This window comes from Streptomyces novaecaesareae (genome assembly GCF_000716875.1).
GTDB lineage: Bacteria > Actinomycetota > Actinomycetes > Streptomycetales > Streptomycetaceae > Kitasatospora > Kitasatospora novaecaesareae.
The window spans coordinates 97,314-115,605 of record NZ_JNWQ01000008.1; the positions used below are offsets into that span (position 1 = coordinate 97,314).

12 protein-coding genes are annotated in these 18,292 nt (G+C 72.5%); 2 read left to right on the forward strand and 10 right to left on the reverse strand.

Annotation, left to right across the window (positions count from 1 at the left end; translation table 11 throughout):
• Positions 1–66: 66 nt before the first annotated feature.
• From OP86_RS05015 to OP86_RS05055, 9 genes are all read right to left on the reverse strand, one after another.
• On the reverse strand, positions 67–300 hold the full coding sequence (locus OP86_RS05015) for a hypothetical protein (protein ID WP_157849663.1): 234 nt from the start codon (positions 298–300) through the stop codon (positions 67–69).
• Between the two features lie 121 nt (positions 301–421).
• Entirely contained in the window at positions 422–790 is a 369-nt protein-coding gene (locus OP86_RS05020; RefSeq protein ID WP_030057586.1) for a helix-turn-helix domain-containing protein, read from the reverse strand.
• A gap of 309 nt (positions 791–1,099) precedes the next feature.
• Positions 1,100–1,582 (reverse strand): CinA family protein, encoded by a 483-nt coding sequence (locus OP86_RS05025; RefSeq protein WP_418952596.1) that lies wholly within the window; start codon positions 1,580–1,582, stop codon positions 1,100–1,102.
• Between the two features lie 17 nt (positions 1,583–1,599).
• A complete protein-coding gene (gene pgsA, locus OP86_RS05030; RefSeq protein WP_030057584.1) occupies positions 1,600–2,238 on the reverse strand; it encodes a CDP-diacylglycerol--glycerol-3-phosphate 3-phosphatidyltransferase in 639 nt (212 codons plus the stop codon).
• Complete coding sequence (rimO, locus tag OP86_RS05035; protein ID WP_030057583.1) at positions 2,235–3,740, reverse strand: 30S ribosomal protein S12 methylthiotransferase RimO; 1,506 nt, start codon at positions 3,738–3,740, stop codon at positions 2,235–2,237. Before rimO ends, pgsA begins: the two co-directional genes overlap by 4 nt.
• Positions 3,741–3,836: 96 nt before the next feature.
• On the reverse strand, positions 3,837–4,700 hold the full coding sequence (locus OP86_RS05040) for a helix-turn-helix domain-containing protein (RefSeq protein WP_030256990.1): 864 nt from the start codon (positions 4,698–4,700) through the stop codon (positions 3,837–3,839).
• A gap of 300 nt (positions 4,701–5,000) precedes the next feature.
• Positions 5,001–7,679, reverse strand: a complete 2,679-nt coding sequence (locus tag OP86_RS05045) for a DNA translocase FtsK (RefSeq protein ID WP_030256993.1) — start codon at positions 7,677–7,679, stop codon at positions 5,001–5,003.
• Between the two features lie 147 nt (positions 7,680–7,826).
• Entirely contained in the window at positions 7,827–8,465 is a 639-nt protein-coding gene (locus tag OP86_RS05050; protein WP_030057580.1) for a response regulator, read from the reverse strand.
• Positions 8,466–8,759: 294 nt separating this feature from the next.
• Positions 8,760–13,316, reverse strand: coding sequence for a HAMP domain-containing protein (locus OP86_RS05055; RefSeq protein ID WP_030256996.1), 4,557 nt, complete (start codon positions 13,314–13,316; stop codon positions 8,760–8,762).
• A 543-nt stretch (positions 13,317–13,859) separates the two neighbouring features.
• Here OP86_RS05055 and OP86_RS05060 point away from each other — a divergent pair.
• Together OP86_RS05060 and OP86_RS05065 are read left to right on the forward strand one after the other, a co-directional pair.
• Positions 13,860–16,421 (forward strand): SpoIIE family protein phosphatase, encoded by a 2,562-nt coding sequence (locus OP86_RS05060; protein WP_030057579.1) that lies wholly within the window; start codon positions 13,860–13,862, stop codon positions 16,419–16,421.
• A gap of 293 nt (positions 16,422–16,714) precedes the next feature.
• A complete protein-coding gene (locus tag OP86_RS05065) occupies positions 16,715–17,278 on the forward strand; it encodes an acetate uptake transporter (protein WP_030057578.1) in 564 nt (187 codons plus the stop codon).
• A gap of 58 nt (positions 17,279–17,336) precedes the next feature.
• Here the strand turns inward: OP86_RS05065 and OP86_RS05070 are convergent, their stop codons facing one another.
• Positions 17,337–18,182 (reverse strand): phosphatase PAP2 family protein, encoded by an 846-nt coding sequence (locus OP86_RS05070; protein ID WP_063832294.1) that lies wholly within the window; start codon positions 18,180–18,182, stop codon positions 17,337–17,339.
• Between the last annotated feature and the right edge of the window lie 110 nt (positions 18,183–18,292).

Sequence of the window (18,292 nt, forward strand, 5' to 3'; positions counted from 1 at the left end):
ACGAGGTCGGGCACGAGAACGCCGGAGGCCGCGGGGTCGGACCCCGCGGCCTCCGGCCACGTCATATCACCCGATCTGCGGCGGCTGCGCCTCCACCGGCCGGACGGTCTCCTCGTGCCCGCGCCGGGCCGGTCCGGTCGCGTTCCGGTCGGCATGGACCGGGATCAGACCGAGCCCCCAGCCTCCGGCCGCGAGCAGCCCGAGCGCCGCACCGTCGGCGAGTTGTCCCCGGACGACCAGGAGCCACCAGGCGAGCCCGGCCGCCACGGCTGCCAGGCCCCACCGCACCGGGCGTCGCACCCGGAGCAACAGTCGCGCCCGTGCCCGTATTCGGGCCGACGGGCGCATCCGCACGTCTCTCCGCACGACCGCCCTCCCTTCGCTCGCTCCGGGCAGGGGCGCCCGGGAGTCGAGGCCGGGTTCAGGCGGCGACCACGTCCATCGCGGCGGCCTTGGGCGACATGTTCGCCCGGTCGCTGCCGGGGGCGGGAAGCGGAACCGGTTCGAGTACCGGCCTCAGCAGATCACCTTCGGAGAGGGTGGCCATCGCCGCAAGTTCGGCGAGCGACAGTTCGTCGCTGACCTCGCGCATGACCTCGGACATCCGGACGTCGAGTGCGTCGCAGATGGCGGAGAGCAGCTCCGAGGAGGCCTCCTTCTGTCCCCGCTCGACCTCGGAGAGGTATCCGAGCGAAACCCTGGCGGCCGCCGACACCTCGCGGAGTGTGCGGCCCTGGCGCTGGCGCTGCCGACGCAGTACATCGCCCAGTAGGCGACGGAGCAGGATCATCGGTGCCTCCCTCCTCGGACTGCGGATCGAGATGTCACGACCCCACCGTACCGCCTTGCCCGCTTCGCGTGCGGGGACCATGGTCGTGTTCACTCTGGGCTGCAAGGCTGTCCCCCTCCTCGTTCCGGTGTCCTACCCGGGTCCGCGGGCCCCTCGTGGTACCCGACGCGGGCCACCCGGTCACCATCACGCAACTCGTTCGCCACCTGGTTTCTGCCCAACCAGGCTGTTGGATGTAACACGATCCTCCAGCTGTGTCGTGCCAGATCGGCAGATCTCGGTTCGGTGGAGATCCGTCGGAGCGGGCCCTCATGGTGCGAGGCGGCCGACGAGCAGCTCCAGTGCGGCGGTCACCGCCCCGTGACGGATTGTGGCACGCCCGCCCGACAGCAGGGGCGAACTGACCAGAGTTCCCCCCGGTCCGGCGACCGCCAGGTGTACGGTGCCCACCGGCTGCCCGTCCTGCGGCTCCGGACCGGCCACCCCGGTCGTCGCGAGCCCGTAGGTGGCGCCCAGCAGCCCCCGTACGCCCTCGGCCATCTGCCGGGCCACCACCGGGTGGACCGGCCCGTACACGTCCAGCAGGCCCTCGTCGACGCCGAGCAGCGAGGCCTTCAGCTCGGTCGCGTACGCGGTGACCGAGCCCCGGAAGGTCGCGGACGCCCCGGGGACGTCCACCAGCGCGGCGGCCAGCAGCCCCCCGGTCAGCGACTCGGCGACGGCCAGCGTGCCGCCCTCGGCCCGCAGCGCGGCGTGCGCCCGCTCGGCCAGCCGGTAGTCGTGCTCCGCCACCCGGTCTCCCCCGTCGCTCAGCGGTCCGCGCGGTCCGCGGCCCGTCCCTCGCGGCGCAGTCGCAGCGCCTGTCCGACGTAGTCCAGCGCGGTGCCGACGGTCAGCAGCACCGCCAGCCCCATCAGCACGGCCCGCCCGGTGGCCAGCCAGCCGGTCAGGGCCAGCACGTACATGCCGACCGCGGTGCCCTGGGTCAGCGTCTTGAGCTTGCCGCCGCGGCTGGCCGGGATGACCCCGTAGCGGATCACCCAGAAGCGCATCAGGGTGATGCCGAGCTCGCGGGCCAGGATCACCGCGGTGACCCACCAGGGCAGGTCGCCGAGCAGCGAGAGGCCGATCAGCGCCGAGCCCATGATCGCCTTGTCGGCGATCGGGTCGGCGATCTTCCCGAAGTCGGTGACCAGGCCCTTGCGGCGGGCGAGCTCCCCGTCGAACAGGTCGGTGATCATCGCGATGGCGAACGAGGCCCAGGCGACCGAGCGCCACTTGGGGTCGTGCCCGCCGCCGGCGAACAGCAGCGCCACGAAGACCGGCACCAGCAGCACCCGGACCATCGTGAGCACGTTGGCGATGTTCCAGATCCCCGGGGTCGACGGCACCGCGGCCGCCGGTCTGCCCGGGTGGGCCGCGGCCGGGGCGCCGGGCCCCTGGGTCATTCCCCGGCTCCCGGGGTCTCGGCCCCCGAGGTCCTGGCCGGCCGCACCTGCTCCAGCGCCTCGGCGACCAGGTCGACGCCCTCGCTGGCCACCACCTTGGCCCGCCAGAACTGCCCGACCCGGGGGGCCTCGACGCCTTCGAGGGTGGTCAGGCCGTCGGTCTCCGGGGCCTGGTGGGCGGCCCGGCCCTCGACCACGCCGTCCTCGATCGACTCGACCAGCACCACGACCTCGTCGCCGATGCGCTGCTCGGCCCGCTGGGCGGTCATCTCCTCGGCCAGTCGGCTGAGCCGGTCCAGCCGGTCGGCGATCACGTCCTCGGGCAGCTTGCCGTCGTAGGTCGCGGCCTCGGTGCCCTCCTCGTCGGAGTAGCCGAAGACGCCGATCGCGTCCAGCCCGGCGTGCGTGACGAAGCGCTCCAGCTCGGCGAAGTCCTCCTCGGTCTCGCCGGGGAAGCCGACGATGAAGTTGGAGCGGGCGCCGGCCTGCGGGGCCTTGTCGCGGATGGTCTTCAGCAGCTCAAGGAACTGGTCGGTGGAGCCGAAGCGGCGCATCCGGCGCAGCACGGCGGGCGCCGAGTGCTGGAAGGACAGGTCGAAGTAGGGCGCCACGTCGGCGATCCCGGTCATCGCGTCGATCAGGCCCGGGCGCATCTCGGCCGGCTGCAGGTAGGAGACCCGCACCCGCTCGACGCCCTCGATCGCGGCGATCTCGCCGAGCAGCGTCTCCAGCAGCCGGATGTCGCCGAGGTCCTTGCCGTACGAGGTGTTGTTCTCGCTGACCAGGACGATCTCGCGGACGCCCTGCTCGGCCAGCCACTGGGCCTCGTTCAGCACGTCGGAGGGGCGGCGGGAGATGAAGGAGCCGCGGAAGGCCGGGATGGCGCAGAAGGAGCAGCGCCGGTCGCAGCCGGAGGCGAGCTTGACCGAGGCGACGGGGTTGTCGTCCAGCCGCTTGCGCAGGGTGCGCGGGCCGGAGGCCGGGGCGAGGCCCTCGGGCAGGTCGGCGATCGGCTCGGCGGCGGCCTCGGCGCCGTGGCCGGGCAGGGCGACGGTCTCGGCGGCGGACTGCCGCTCGGCGGGGCTGATCGGCAGCAGCTTGCGGCGGTCGCGCGGGATGTGCGGGGCGTGGTGGCCGCCGGAGAGGATGGTCTGCAGGCGGTCGGAGATGTCGGCGTAGTCGTCGAAGCCGAGCACGCCGTCGGCCTCGGGCAGCGCGTCGGCGAGCTCCTTGCCGTACCGCTCGGCCATGCAGCCGACCGCGACGACGGCCTGGGTGCGGCTGTGCCCCTTGAGGTCGTTGGCCTCCAGCAGGGCGTCCACGGAGTCCTTCTTGGCGGCCTCGACGAAGCCGCAGGTGTTGACGACGGCGACGTCGGCCTCGGCGGCGTCGTCGACGAGCAACCAGCCGTCGGCTTCCAGTCGCCCGGCGAGTTCCTCGGAGTCCACCTCGTTACGGGCGCATCCGAGCGTGACAAGGGCGACAGTGCGGCGTTCAGGCATAGGCCCAAGATTAACGCGCGGCCTCCGGTGCCGTTCGCCCCGGAGGCCGCGCGCCTCGGATCAGCTGATCATCATGGGGCCCCGCAGCCCCTGTGGTCAGCCCGCCTGCGGGTCTCCGGGGGTGTACGTGACGTGCACCACCTGGCCGTCCTTGCCGAGGAGGCCGAGGTCCTTGCCGTTGACGTACGCGTGCACGGCCCCGCCGTTGCCCAGCACCAGCTTGATCTGCTTGGGGTCGGTGAAGGTCTGGGCCTGGCTGTCGCTGATGTTGTTCTGGAACAGCGACTTGCCGCTGCCGTCCGTCGCCGAGACCCAGCTGGTGCCCTCGGCGACCAGCTTCACGGTGACCTTGTCGGCCGGGACGGCGGCGATCGCGGCGGCGCTCGGGGCGGGCGCCGGCGGCTGGACGGCGGGGGTGGTCGCGGGGGCCATCGAGCCGGTGCCGGAGCCGCTGGGCAGCGGCGCGCTGGCCGAGCCGGTGGTGCCGTGCCCGCTCTTGCCGCTGACCAGGTTGAAGCCGATCAGGGCGACCACGGCGACGATCGCGGCGACCATGGCGGCCGCCCAGTTCGGCCGGCCGCGGCTGGGCACCTTGATCGGGCCGCTGTCGATCAGCTGGCCCGCCGGGCGCTTGGAGGCCGGGGAGCCGCCGTGCGCGGCGTCGTACCGGGCGACCAGCGCCTCGCCGTCCACGCCGACGGCGCGGGCGATCAGGCGGATGTGCCCGCGGGCGTAGAAGTCGCCACCGCAGCGGCCGAAGTCGTCCTCCTCGACGGCATGGACGATCGGCACCCGGACACGGGTGGCGGTACTCACCTGGTCCACCGTGAGTCCCGCGTCGATCCGGGCGGCGGACAGCACCCGGCCGATGCTCGGGGCATCGGCCGCGTGTGCCGCGTCGTCGGTCGGCTCGACGGACGACGGGGCGTTCTCGCGGTCGGAGGACTTGCCGATGGTCACGGGGCACGCCTTTCGAGCGGATGGCCACCTGCTGGGGAACAGTCTAGGGGCGTGGACGGATCGTTTCTCAAGCGGAGAGGGCCCGAATGCGCGCACCCGCTCCGGCCGGAGGCCGGCACCCCACTGACCGGGCGTCAGCGGAGCCGCGCGCAAGACCCCGCGGTCCGCTTTCCGCCCTGTGACGCGGTGTACGGACGTTCGGTTCCCCACACCGCGCCTACCCTCCTCCGAACGAGTGACACCCCGCCCGGGACACGGGCCCGGAGGGAGGACACGGCCCGTCAGCCCCACGGGCACCCCTCAGCCCCGCAGGGTCAGCAGCACCCCGTCGAGCTCGTCCGGCTTCACCAGGACGTCGCGGGCCTTCGAGCCCTCGCTGGGCCCGACGATCCCGCGCGACTCCATCAGGTCCATCAGCCGGCCCGCCTTGGCGAAGCCGACCCGGAGCTTGCGCTGGAGCATCGAGGTCGAGCCGAACTGGGTGGAGACGACCAGCTCGGCCGCCTGGATGAGGAGGTCCAGGTCGTCGCCGATCTCCTCGTCGATCTCCTTCTTCGGCCCGCCGCCGACCGTCACGTCGTCCCGGTAGACGGCGCTCAGCTGGTCCTTGCAGTGCTGCACCACCTTGGCGATCTCCGCCTCGGTGACGAACGCGCCCTGCATCCGGATCGGCTTGCTGGCGCCCATCGGCAGGAAGAGCGCGTCGCCCTTGCCGATCAGCTTCTCCGCGCCGGGCTGGTCCAGGATGACGCGGGAGTCGGCCATCGCGGAGGTCGCGAAGGCCAGCCGGGACGGCACGTTGGCCTTGATCAGGCCGGTGACCACGTCCACCGAGGGCCGCTGGGTGGCGAGCACCAGGTGGATGCCGGCCGCGCGGGCCAGCTGGGTGATCCGGACCACCGAGTCCTCGACGTCGCGCGGCGCGACCATCATCAGGTCGGCCAGCTCGTCGACGATCACCAGCAGGTACGGGTACGGCCGCAGCTCCCGCTCGCTGCCCAGCGGCGGGGTGACCTTGCCGGCCCGCACCGCCGCGTTGAAGTCGTCCACGTGCCGGAAGCCGTACGCCGCGAGGTCGTCGTAGCGCATGTCCATCTCGCGCACCACCCACTGGAGGGCCTCGGCGGCCTTCTTGGGGTTGGTGATGATCGGCGTGATCAGGTGCGGGATGCCCTCGTACGCGGTCAGCTCGACCCGCTTGGGGTCGACCAGCACCATCCGGACCTCGTCCGGGGTGGCCCGGGCGAGGATCGAGGTGATCAGGCAGTTGATGCAGGACGACTTGCCCGCACCGGTCGCGCCGGCCACCAGGATGTGCGGCATCTTGGCGAGGTTGGCCATCACGGTGTGGCCCTCGACGTCCTTGCCCATGCCGACGACCATCGGGTGGGTGTCCTCGGCGGCCGTGCGCGAGCGCAGCAGGTCGCCGAGGTTGACCATCTCGCGGTCCCGGTTGGGGATCTCGATGCCGACCGCGGACTTGCCCGGGATCGGGCTGATGATCCGCACGTCCGGGCTGGCGACCGCGTACGCGATGTTCTTGGCGAGCGCGGTGATCCGCTCCACCTTGACGGCCGGGCCGAGCTCGACCTCGTAGCGGGTGACCGTCGGGCCCCGGGTGAAGCCGGTGACCCGGGCGTCCACCTTGAACTCGGAGAAGGTGCCGGTGAGCTGGGCGACCACCTCGTCGTTGAGGGCGCTGCGGGCCTTGGCCGGGCCGCCGCGCTCCAGCAGGTCGAGGGGGGGCAGCGCGTAGGTGGTGTCGCCGGCGAGCTGGAGCTGCTCCATCCGCACCGGCGCCGGGCCGTGCTCCTCGGGCGCGCCCGGGCCCGCGCCGCGGGCGGCCGGGACGACGGGCTCCTCCGGCGGGGCGGTGCGGTCCTGCACCTGGTGCATCATGTCCGCCACCGCGGAGGAGGCGGGCACGCCGTAGACCAGCGCGCCGTCCAGGTCGGCGGCCGCGCCGGCGGCGAGGTTGCGGGTGGCGTACGGGTCCGACGGTTCCTTGTCCAGGGAGACCCTGACGGCCTCCGCCGGGTCCTCCGGGTCGACCTGCTTGCGCCGACGGCGGCGCCGGCGGGCGGCCACCTCGTCCGTCGGGTCGTCACCACCGGGGTCCACGGTGAACGGCAGGGCGTCGGGGTCGGCGTCCTCCGGCGGATCGGTGGACAGCTCGCGCTCCGGCGTACGCCCCCCGCGGAGCTCGTCGTCCGGCCCGGGCTCGACCACGCCGAGCCGTATGCCGATCGCCCGCAGCCGCTCCGGGATGCGGTTGACCGGGGTGGCGGTGACCACCAGCAGGCCGAAGAAGGCCAGCAGCAGGAGCAGCGGCACGGCGAGCGCCGGGCCCGCGGCGGCCAGCATCGGGGTGGACACGGCCCAGCCGAGGATGCCGCCGGCCGCCCTTATCCGGGAGGCGCCGCTGCCCATCACGGGCGCGCCGCAGCCGATGTGGACCAGACCGAGGACCCCGACCAGCAGCGTGGTCAGCCCGATCATGATCCGGCCGTTGGCCTCCGGCAGGTCCGGGTGGCGCCAGATCCGGATCGCGATCCCGGCCAGCAGGAACGGCACCAGAACGTCGAGCCGGCCGAACAGCCCGGACACCACGGCGGTGGCCGCGTCGTTCAGCCAGCCCTTCTCGCTGAACCAGGTGCCGGCGGCGGTGGCCAGCGCGAGCGCGAACAGCAGCAGGCCCACGCCGTCCTTGCGGTGGGCCGGGTCGAGGTTCTTGGCGCCGTGGCCGAAGCCCCGGAAGATCGCGGCGATCGGGCTCGCGAGCGCGTTCAGCGCGCTCATCAGGACCGAGCGGGACGGCGGCGCCGGCGGTGCGGGCTTGGCCGCCGCCTTCTTCGCGGGGGCCGCCTTCCGGGCCGCGGCCTTCTTCGCGGGCGGCTTGCCGGGGGCCTTCGCCGCGGCCTTCTTGGCCGGTCCCGGACTCGTCTTACGTGCTGCGTTCCCGGGCGTACGAGTGGCCATGGGTCAGCAGCCTACCGGTGCGGACCACCGGTGCACATGCGCCCGAGCCGGGCCGCCCGGACGTGTCGCAGACACACCGTCACCCTGACCGGGATTCACCCGCGCGCAGCACCGAACCACCCGGACGGGTGAGCGTCCGGCCGGAGATCAGGGGCTTCCCGGGCGCATCGCGTCCAGCGCCCGGCGCAGTCCGGCGAGCTTGCGCTCCAGGTGCGCGGCGGTCGCGCCCACCCCGGCGTCCTCGACCCCGTCCAGCTGCTTGCCGAGCGACTCCGCCTGCTCCTCGACGGCCGCCAGTCGCGCGGACAGCTCGCCCAGCAGCACCCCGCCGAGGGCCGGCTCGCCGCCGCCCGCCTCCAGCTGCAGCCGCAGCAGCGCGGCCTGCTCCTTCAGCTGGCAGTTCTTCACGTACAGGTCGACGAAGACGGAGACCTTGGCGCGCAGCACCCACGGGTCGAAGGGCTTGGAGATGTAGTCCACGGCCCCGGCCGCGTAGCCGCGGAAGGTGTGGTGCGGACCGTGGTTGAGCGCGGTCAGGAAGATGATCGGGATGTCCCGGGTGCGCTCGCGGCGCTTGATGTGGGCGGCGGTCTCGAAGCCGTCCATCCCGGGCATCTGGACGTCCAGCAGGATCACCGCGAAGTCGTCGGTGAGCAGCGCCTTGAGCGCCTCCTCGCCGGACGCGGCACGCACCAGCGTCTGGTCCAGGGCCGAGAGGATCGCCTCCAGCGCCAGCAGGTTCTCCGGTCGGTCGTCGACCAGGAGGATCTTCGCCTTCTGCATCAGGGCTCGCCCTCCTGTCGCCTGCCTGCCGCCCGGTGCAGGCACCCGCGTACTGCCCACCGCTACCCCGGTCATGCTAGCCGCACCCCCTCGCCCGGCACATCGCTCCGTCGTGACCCGATCCGGAGCGGCGCGCGGCCAGTGCTCCGGCGTACGCTCAGCAGGGCGTCGCCATCCGGTCACTGTTCGCAACGATCGGTGACCCTACCCGGTTCCCGGGCCCGACCGCCAGCAAACCGACCGACCGGCAGGCGCGAACCCGGGTGCCCGGCCCGGGGTACGCGCCTCTCCCGGAGCTCACGAGCGGTCCCCGCTCAGCCACTCGTGCATCACCGACAGCAGGTGGTCGGTCTCCACCGGCTTGGTGATGTGGTCGGTGGCGCCCGCCTGCAGCGACTTCTCCCGGTCGCCCTTCATCGCCTTGGCGGTCAGCGCGATGATCGGCAGGCCCGCGAACTGGGGCATCCGGCGGATCGCCTCGGTGGTCGCGTAGCCGTCCATCTCCGGCATCATGATGTCCATCAGGACCAGCGCCACGTTCTCGTGCTGCTCCAGCATCTCGATGCCCTCGCGGCCGTTCTCGGCGTACAGGACGGTCAGGCCGTGCTGCTCCAGCACGCTGGTGAGGGCGAACACGTTGCGGACGTCGTCGTCCACGATCAGCACCTGCTGTCCGTCGAAGCGCGGGCCGCCGCCGACCGGCCGGGGCGCCGCGGGCTCCACCGTCCGGGGCCCGGCGGCGCTCTCCAGGGCTGCGCTGCGGCGGCGTTCCACGGCCCCGCGGCGGCGCTCCTCGGCCATCTCGCGGACCTCCTGGGCCCAGTGGTCGGCCGGGTTCTCGCCGACCGGAACCGGCAGGCCGACCGGGGTCACCCCGACCGAGGCGCGCGGCGCCTGGGCGTTCGGCCCGGCCAGGCGCTCGACGGAGGGCCGCTGGTCGCCCGCGCCGGCCTCCGGGGCCTGGGTGCGCAGCGGCAGGTAGAGCGTGAACGTGGAGCCCGTGCCCAGCTCGCTCTCGGCGTGGATCTCGCCGCCGAGCAGCCGGGCGATCTCGCGGCTGATCGACAGGCCGAGGCCGGTACCGCCGTACTTGCGGCTGGTGGTGCCGTCGGCCTGCTTGAACGCCTCGAAGATCTCCCGCAGCTTGTTGCCGGGGATACCGATGCCGGTGTCGGAGACGGCGAAGGCGATCAGCTCGTCGTCCGGGCCCTTGATGGAGCCGGACTCCAGCAGCCGCTCGCGCACGTGCGGCGGGACCTCCCGGCCGGCCGCGCGGATCGAGAAGTCGACGGCGCCCGCGTCGGTGAACTTCACCGCGTTGGAGATCAGGTTGCGCAGCACCTGCTGGAGCCGCTGCTCGTCGGTGTGCAGGGTGACCGGCAGGGCGGGCGAGACCCGGACGGAGAAGTCCAGGTTCTTGTCCAGCGCGACCGGCTGGAAGGTGGCCTCCACGTAGTCGACCAGCTGGACCAGGGCGATCCTGGCCGGGCGGACGTCCATCTTGCCGGCCTCGACCTTGGACAGGTCGAGGATGTCGTTGATCAGCTGGAGCAGGTCGGAGCCGGCGCCGTGGATGGTGTCGGCGAACTCGACCTGCTTGGGCGAGAGGTTGCCCTCGTTGTTGTCGGAGAGCAGCTTGGCCAGGATCAGCAGCGAGTTGAGCGGGGTGCGCAGCTCGTGCGACATGTTGGCGAGGAACTCGCTCTTGTACCGGGAGGCCAGGGCGAGCTGTTCGGCGCGCTCCTCCAGGACCTGCCGGGCCTCCTCGATCTCGCTGTTCTTGATCTCGATGTCGCGGTTCTGCTGGGCGAGTTGCTCGGCCTTCTCCTGCAACTCCTCGTTGGTGCGCTCCAGTTCCTCCTGGCGTGCTTCCAACTCGGCTGACCGCATGGAGAGTTCGGCGGTTAGCCGCTGGGACTCCAGCAGCAGACCCTCGGTCTTGGTGTTGACGCTGATGGTGTTGACGGTGACGCCGATCAGGTCGGCGATCTGGTTCAGGAAGTCCAGCGCGACGGTGGTGAAGGAGCTGAACGTGGCCAGTTCGATCACGCCGAGCAGCCGGCCCTCGAACAGCACCGGCAGCACCACGATGTGGGCCGGGGAGGCCTCGCCGAGGCCGGAGGCGATCTTGAGGTACCCGGGCGGCGCCTCCTTGAGGATGATCGCCCGCTTCTCCACCGCGGCCTGGCCGATCAGCGACTCGCCGGGGCGGAAGGTGGTCGGCATCGCCCTGCGCTGGTAGCCGTAGCTGCCGATCAGGCGCAGCACGGTGTCGTTCTCGTCGTCGTCCTCGGTGATCAGCTCGGCGGTGCGGCCGGCCGGCTGGGCGAGGAAGAAGGCGCCGTGCTGGGCCGAGACCACCGGGGTCAGCTCGGTCATGATCAGCGAGGCGACCGCCTCCAGGTCCCGGCGGCCCTGGAGCAGGCCGGAGATCCGGGCCAGGTTGGTCTTGAGCCAGTCCTGCTCCTGGTTGGTACGGGTGGTCTCGCGCAGGTTGGCGATCATCTGGTTGATGTTGTCCTTGAGCTCGTCGAGCTCGCCCGCCGCGTCCACGTCGATCCGCAGGCTCAGGTCGCCCCTGGTCACCGCGGTGGCGACCTGGGCGATCGCGCGCACCTGCCGGGTCAGGTTGTTGGCCAGTTCGTTCACCGACTCGGTCAGGTCCTGCCAGGTGCCGTCCACCCCGGGCACCCGGGCCTGGCCGCCGAGCCGCCCGTCGGTGCCCACCTCGCGGGCGACCCGGGTGACCTCGTCGGCGAACGCGGAGAGCTGGTCGACCATGGTGTTGATGCTGGTCTTGAGCTGGAGGATCTCGCCGCGCGCGTCGACGTCGATCTTCTGCGAGAGGTCGCCGCGGGCGACGGCGGTGATCACCAGCGCGATGTTGCGGACCTGACCGGTCAGGTTGTTGGCCATCAGGTTGACGTTGTCGGTCAGGTCCTTCCAGATGCCGGCCACCCCCGGCACGCTCGCCTGGCCGCCCAGGGTGCCGTCGGTGCCCACCTCGCGGGCCACCCGGGTCACCTCCACGGCGAAGGAGGAGAGCTGGTCGACCATGGTGTTGAGGGTGGCGGCGAGCGCCGCCACCTCGCCCTGCGCGTCGATGGCGATCTTCTTGGAGAGGTCTCCGCGGGCCACCGCGCCGGCGACCTCGGCAATGTTGCGGACCTGACCGGTCAGGTTGGACGCCATGAAGTTGACGTTGTCGGTCAGGTCCTTCCAGATGCCCGACACCCCGCGCACCCGCGCCTGGCCGCCCAGGATCCCCTCGGTGCCCACCTCGCGGGCGACCCGGGTCACCTCGTCGGCGAACGCCGACAGCTGGTCGACCATGGTGTTGACGGTCGTCACCAGCTCCAGGATCTCGCCCCGGGCGTCGACGGTGATCTTCTTCGACACGTCCCCGCGGGCCACCGCCGTGGTCACCTCGGCGATGTTGCGGACCTGGCTGGTCAGGTTGTTGGCCATCAGGTTGACGGAGTTGGTCAGGTCCTTCCAGATGCCGGCCACGCCGGGCACGCTGGCCTGGCCGCCGAGGATGCCCTCGGTGCCGACGTCCCGGGCGACCCTGGTGACCTCGTCCGCGAAGGCGCCCAGCTGGTCCACCATCGTGTTGATGGTGTTCTTCAGCTCCAGGATCTCCCCGCGCGCGTCCACCTGGATCTTCTGCGACAGGTCGCCCTTGGCGACCGCGGTCGTCACCTGGGCGATGTTGCGCACCTGATCGGTGAGGTTGTTCGCCATGAAGTTGACGTTGTCGGTCAGATCCCGCCACACGCCGGCCGCCCAGGGCACCTGGGCCTGGCCTCCCAGCCGGCCCTCGGTGCCCACCTGGCGGGCCACCCGGGTCACCTGCTCGGCGAAGCCGGAGAGCTGGTCGACCATCGTGTTGATGGTGTTCTTCAGCTCCAGCATCTCGCCGCGCGCGTCCACCTCGATCTTCTGCGAGAGGTCGCCGCGCGCCACCGCCGTGGTCACCTGGGCGATGTTGCGCACCTGGCCGGTCAGGTTGTCGGCCATGAAGTTCACCGAATCGGTGAGGTCCCGCCACACCCCGGCCACGCCCGGCACCTGGGCCTGACCGCCCAGCCGGCCCTCCGTCCCCACGTCCCGGGCGACCGTGGTGACCTGCGCGGCGAAGCCGTTCAGCTGGTCCACCATCGTGTTGACGGTGTTCTTCAGCTCCAGCATCTCGCCGGCCACCTCGACGGTGACCTTGCGGGACAGGTCGCCCTTGGCCACCGCCGTGGTCACCTGCGCGATGTTGCGCACCTGCGCGGTCAGCCGGCCGGCCATGGTGTTGACCGAGTCCGCCAGGTCCTTCCAACTGCCCGACACGCTACGGACCTTGGCCTGGCCGCCGAGCTTGCCCTCGGTGCCGACCTCGCGGGCCACCCGGGTCACCTCGTCGGTGAACTCCGAGAGCTGGTCCACCAGTCCGTTGACGGTCCGGCCGATCTTCAGGTACTCGCCGCGCAGCGGGTGGCTCACCCCGTTGCTGTGCAGCGAGCGCAGCTCCATCTTCTGGTCCAGGTCGCCCTCGGCGATCGAGGTCAGCACCCGGCCCACCTCGGCCATCGGGCGGGCCAGGTCGTCGATCAGCGCGTTGCAGTTGTCGGTCGCCGCCATCCAGGCGCCCTCGCCGGCGCCGGTCTCCAGCCGCTCGTTCAGCCGGCCCTCGCGGCCCACCGCCCGCCGCACCCGGGCCAGTTCACCGGTCAGGTGCTGGTTGCGCTCGGCGACCTCGTTGAACACCGCGGCGATCTCCGCCAGCGGCCCGTCGCCCGGGACGGTCAGCCGGCGGCGGAAGTTGCCGTCGCGCATCGCGGTCAGCGCGGACAGCAGTTTGCGCAGGTCGGCGGGCTCCGCGCCGCGGTTGTGGCTCGCCCGACGGCCGGCCGCGTTCCGCGGCGCGGTCCCGGGGCGGCCGCCGCGCTGGGCGGGCGGCGTCGTACCGGTTGCGTCCTTGGTGGCCGAACTCAACGGGCCCCTCCCACATCGTGAACTGTCCGGTGACCGCCCGTGCCGGGCCCGGCACGCGCCCGGGCACCGGCCCGGCTGGGCTGCGTACCGGCGGCCTGCGGCGCACCGGCACCCACACGACCGTACTGCTCGTACCCGTCGTCGCGGACCCCCCAGTCTGGCAGCACCCGCGCCGGGTGCACGGCCGGTTACGCACGGAAAGTAGCGCACCGTCCGAAACAGGTGGGCAGAATCACCCTCAGGTGCCTGTTTCGGCTCCCCGCCCCCACGGGGTACCAAGCGGAAAGTAGGGTGGAGCGCTGCACCGGGCCACGACCCGACCCAGCGCCGCCGCTCATCCCGACGGCGCGCACGGGGAAGTCGGCGCCGCACCCCGGACAGCCAGGGCAAGAGCAGCAGAGGAGAAGTGGCAACGTGGTCACCGCGCGCGCAGCCGCCACCTTCGACCCCGACGGCAGGTCCGCGGCGGCCGCCCGGGGCTTCGTCCGGGACGCGCTGCTCGGCTGGGGCCTGCCCGAGGTCGTGGACGACGCGGTCGTGCTGGTCAGCGAACTGGTCACCAACGCCGTCGTGCACGCCGGCACCCCCGCCGAGGTCTGCTGCCTGCGCGAGGAGGAGACCGTCCGGATCGAGGTCACCGACCGCCACCCCGAACGCGGCCTGCCCTCCCTCGGTGACGGGCCCGTCACCGCCTCCGACCGCTACGCCGACCCCGACGGCGAGGGCGGCCGCGGCCTGCTGATGTGCTCCGCCCTCGCCGAGCGGTGGGGCGTCGAGTACGGGGCCGGCCGGAAGACCGTCTGGTTCCGCCTCACCCTGCCCGCACACGTGCTCGGCACCCGCTACGCCGTTCCCGCCACCCCCGGCAGCGACCTGCCCAGCGGCCCCGGCCCGGTGCACGTCGCCGTCGTCCAACTCGACGAGGACGGCCGCGTCCTGGCCTGGAACCCGGACGCCGAGGCGCTCTTCCGGTACCCCGCCGGCGCCGTCCTCGGCCGCCCCTGGGCCGACCTCGCCGTCTGGCCGCAGACCTCCGACCGCGGCCTCGGCCTGACCGACACCCTGCGGCTGGCCCGCTGGGAGGGCGGCTACGGGATCCGCCGCCAGGACGGCTGCGAGGTCGAGGTGTACGGCGTCCAGGTGCGCGTGCGCGACACCGTGGGCGTCCCCTCCACCCTCTGCCTGCTCGTCCTCGAACCCGACCGCGCCGTCCTGCGCTCCCCCGCCCGCGCCCTGCCCGGCGAACGCCCCGACCCGGTCGGCCCCAGACTCGACCTGCTGGCCGGCCCGGTCGCCACCGACGACCTCGACACCCTGCTGCAGCGCACCGTCGAACGCGCCCGCGACCTGCTCGACGGCGACGCCGCCTACCTGCTGCTCACCACCGACGACGAGGCCGAGTTCGAGGTCCGCGCCGCCACCGGCCTCACCTCGGGACACCGCCGGCACACCCGCTTCCCGGTCGAGACCGGCAACCGCTACGACTCCGCCCGGCTGCCCTCCGTCCACGAGGACCTCGCCACCCGCCCCACCGGCCTGCCCCTGCTCTCCGACAGCGGCATGCGCTCCCTGCTCACCGTCCCGCTCAAGGTCGAGGGCCGCCTGATCGGCTCGCTCGGCATCGCCGCCACCTCGCCCGGCCGCTACGACAACGAGGACGCGCTGCGCCTGCAGTTCGCCGCCGACCGGGTCGCCCTCGCCGTCGAGAGCACCCGGCTGACGGAGCTCGAACGGCTGCGCCGCGGCTCGCTCTCCTTCCTCGTCGAGGCCTCCGACCTGCTGGCGGGCACCCTCGAACACGAGCAGACCCTCGCGCTGATGGCCCAGATGGCCGTCCCCACCCTCGCCTCCTGGTGCGCCGTCTACACCACCGCCGACCACGCCTCCCCGGCCCGGCTCGCCTTCGTCCTGCACGAGGACGAGGACCGCATCGACCCGCTGCGCGCCCTGCTCGACAAGACCCCCGCCCCCGAGGCCGGCCCCAGCCACGGCGTCCGCTTCTGGACGGCCCCCGCCGACGCCGCCGAGGCCGGCGGACTCACCGACAGCCCCGAACTCGCCGGCCTGCTCGGCGAGACCGTCGCCATCGCGCTGACCGCCCGCAACCGCGTCATCGGCCTGCTGGCCCTCGGCGTCCCGGCCGGCGTCCGGTTCCGCCAGGAGATCCTCGAACTCGCCGAGGACCTCTCCCGCCGCGCCGCCCTCGCCCTCGACAACTCCCGCCTCTACTCCGAGCGCACCGCCACCAGCCAGGCCCTGCAGCGCAGCCTGCTCCCGCCCGACCTGCCCGAGATCCCGGGCGTCGAAGTGGACGTCTACTACCAGGCCGCCGGCGAGGGCAACGAGGTCGGCGGGGACTTCTACGACCTGTTCACCATCCGCGAGGGCACCTACGGCTTCGCCATCGGCGACGTCTGCGGCACCGGCCCCGAGGCCGCCTCGGTCACCGGCCTGGCCCGGCACTCGCTGCGGCTGCTCGCCCGCGAGGGCCTGGACGCCCCGCAGGTGCTCCGCCGCCTCAACGCGGCCATCCTGGACGAGGGTTCGCGCAGCCGCTTCCTCACCCTGCTCTACGGCGAACTGACACCCCGCCCGGACGGCAGCACCGAACTCTCCCTGGTCTGCGCCGGCCACCCGCTCCCGCTGCGGCTGCGCACCGACGGCCGGGTCGACCGCGCCGCCACCCCGCAGCCGCTGCTCGGCGTCATGGACGACCTCGACCTCACCGCCGAGACCCTGGTGCTCTCCCCCGGCGAGGTCCTGCTGTGCGTCACCGACGGCGTCACCGAACGCCGGGAGGGCCGGCGGATGCTGGGCGACGACGGCCTCGCCGAGGTGCTCACCGGTTGCACCGGCCTGACCGCCGGCGCCGTCGCGGCCCGCGTCCAGCGCGCCGTCGAGCGCTTCGCCCCCGAGCCGCCGTCCGACGACATGGCGATCCTGACCCTGCGGGTGCCGAACCAGCGCCAGTCCTGAGCGGTCGCCGACCCCTCGGCGCTCCACGTGCTGGTGAGCACTCCGCAGCTGACGCAGTCACAAATTGTTATCTTCACAATGGTACAAGCGCCCGCGGTCGGGTAGACCGATCCCACCGGGGAATCCACCCGGCGGGGACGTGACCAGCGGCTCTCCGCTGGCCCATCACTTCTGACCGCAGCCCGCGCACGCTCACAGCCGTGCGCCCTCGGCGCGGTCGCGCGCATCCACTCGTCGACACCACACCACAGCGTCACTGCGCCCTGCGCGCGCCACAGTGAAAGGAGCCTCCGGTGAGCAACGACGCTACCGGGGCAACGAACGCCCGTTCCACCGGAGCCGACGCGGGTAACCTCGGCTACCTCGCCCTCGGTCTGACACTTCTCGCCTACGGCCTGCTCTCCACCGGCGTCCTGCACGGCGCCGGAGTCGGGGACGCAGCCCACCTCGCCCACCTGCTCGGCGGCCTCACCCTCTTCATCGCGGGCCTCTGGCAGCTCCGCGGCGGCGAGGGCTTCACCGGAACCGCCTTCACCAGCCTCGGCGCCTTCTGGGCGACCTGGTCGGCGGCCGGCGGCGCGGGCAAGAACGCCGCCGGACTGTTCCTGCTGCTCTGGGCCCTGCTCGCCCTCACCCTCACCGCGGCCAGTTGGGGCTCGGGCCTGCTCAGCCGTGCCGTCTACGGCCTGCTGACGCTCTCCCTGCTGCTGTCCGCCATCGCCACCTTCGGCGGGTACGGCGGCCTCGCCAAGGTCGCCGGCTGGGTCGCGGCCGTCTCCGGGCTCGCCGCCTGGTACTGGGCCACCTCCGCGCTGAGCAACGGCTCCTGGGGGAAGGTCGCCCTGCCGGTCAAGTGAGCCGCCGTAGGACGCGGCTCAACCGGCCTGTTCAACCGGGCTGTTCAACCGGCCCTGTTCAACTGACCTGCTTCAACGGCTCCTCGGCGGTGTTGCGGGGTCGGCTCTCCGTCCCGTCGGAGAGCCGGCCCCGTCGCCATGCCGCCAACGCCAACACGGCGTACGCGAGGAGGAGGATGCCGACCGCGACGATGCCGTCCGCCCAGAAGTGGTTGGCCGTCACCACCACCACCGCGACCGTGAGCACCGGGTGCAGCAGCATCACCCACCGCAGCGAACTGCGCGACACCCGGATCACCGCGACCGCGGCCAGCACGCACCAGGCAACGTGCACCGAGGGCATCGCCGACAGCTGGTCGGCCACCACGACACCACCGACCACGCCCCCGTACACCGACTGCCCGTACTCCGCGGCCACGTCCACGAAGCCGCTCTCCGGCAGCATCCGGGGCGGCGCCACCGGGATGAACTGCACCAACAGGCAGACGGCGGTGGTGATCACCACCGTGTTCCGCACCCACGCGTACCGCTCGCGGTGCCGCACGAACACCCAGAGCAGGACGCCGAGCATCACCGCGAAGTGCATGACCGCGTAGTAGTAGTTCGCCAGCCGCACCAGCACCGGGTACGGCGTGATCGCCGCCTGCCAGGACGCCTCGTCGGGAAGCCCGATCACCTGCTCCGTGTGGTGGATCCAGCTCGCCCGGTCCAGCGCGTGGTCCGTGCTCATCACCGAGAGGTGCCCGACCAGCTGCCAGAGCGCGAACAGCGCCAGCAGCGTCCCGGCCTCCCGCAGCAGCGCCGACAACGCCGGCTTCCGAACCCTCGCCGCGGCGTACGCACCCGCGTAGAGACCGGCGGCGGCGCCCCCGGCGGACTGCCAGGTCAGGGTCAGGTTCTGCATTGGCAGAGGGTAACGCAAAAAGACCCCTTCCCGAACGGGAAGGGGTCTTTTCGGAATGATTGTTCGGCGGCGTCCTACTCTCCCACAGGGTCCCCCCTGCAGTACCATCG

Coding starts and splice junctions, on each gene's coding strand:
- pgsA (WP_030057584.1), bottom strand. CDS start 2,238: ATGACCCAGGGGCCCGGCGCCCCGGCCGCGGCCCACCCGGGCAGACCG.
- rimO (WP_030057583.1), bottom strand. CDS start 3,740: ATGCCTGAACGCCGCACTGTCGCCCTTGTCACGCTCGGATGCGCCCGT.
- OP86_RS05070 (WP_063832294.1), bottom strand. CDS start 18,182: ATGCAGAACCTGACCCTGACCTGGCAGTCCGCCGGGGGCGCCGCCGCC.
- OP86_RS05020 (WP_030057586.1), bottom strand. CDS start 790: ATGATCCTGCTCCGTCGCCTACTGGGCGATGTACTGCGTCGGCAGCGC.
- OP86_RS05045 (WP_030256993.1), bottom strand. CDS start 7,679: ATGGCCACTCGTACGCCCGGGAACGCAGCACGTAAGACGAGTCCGGGA.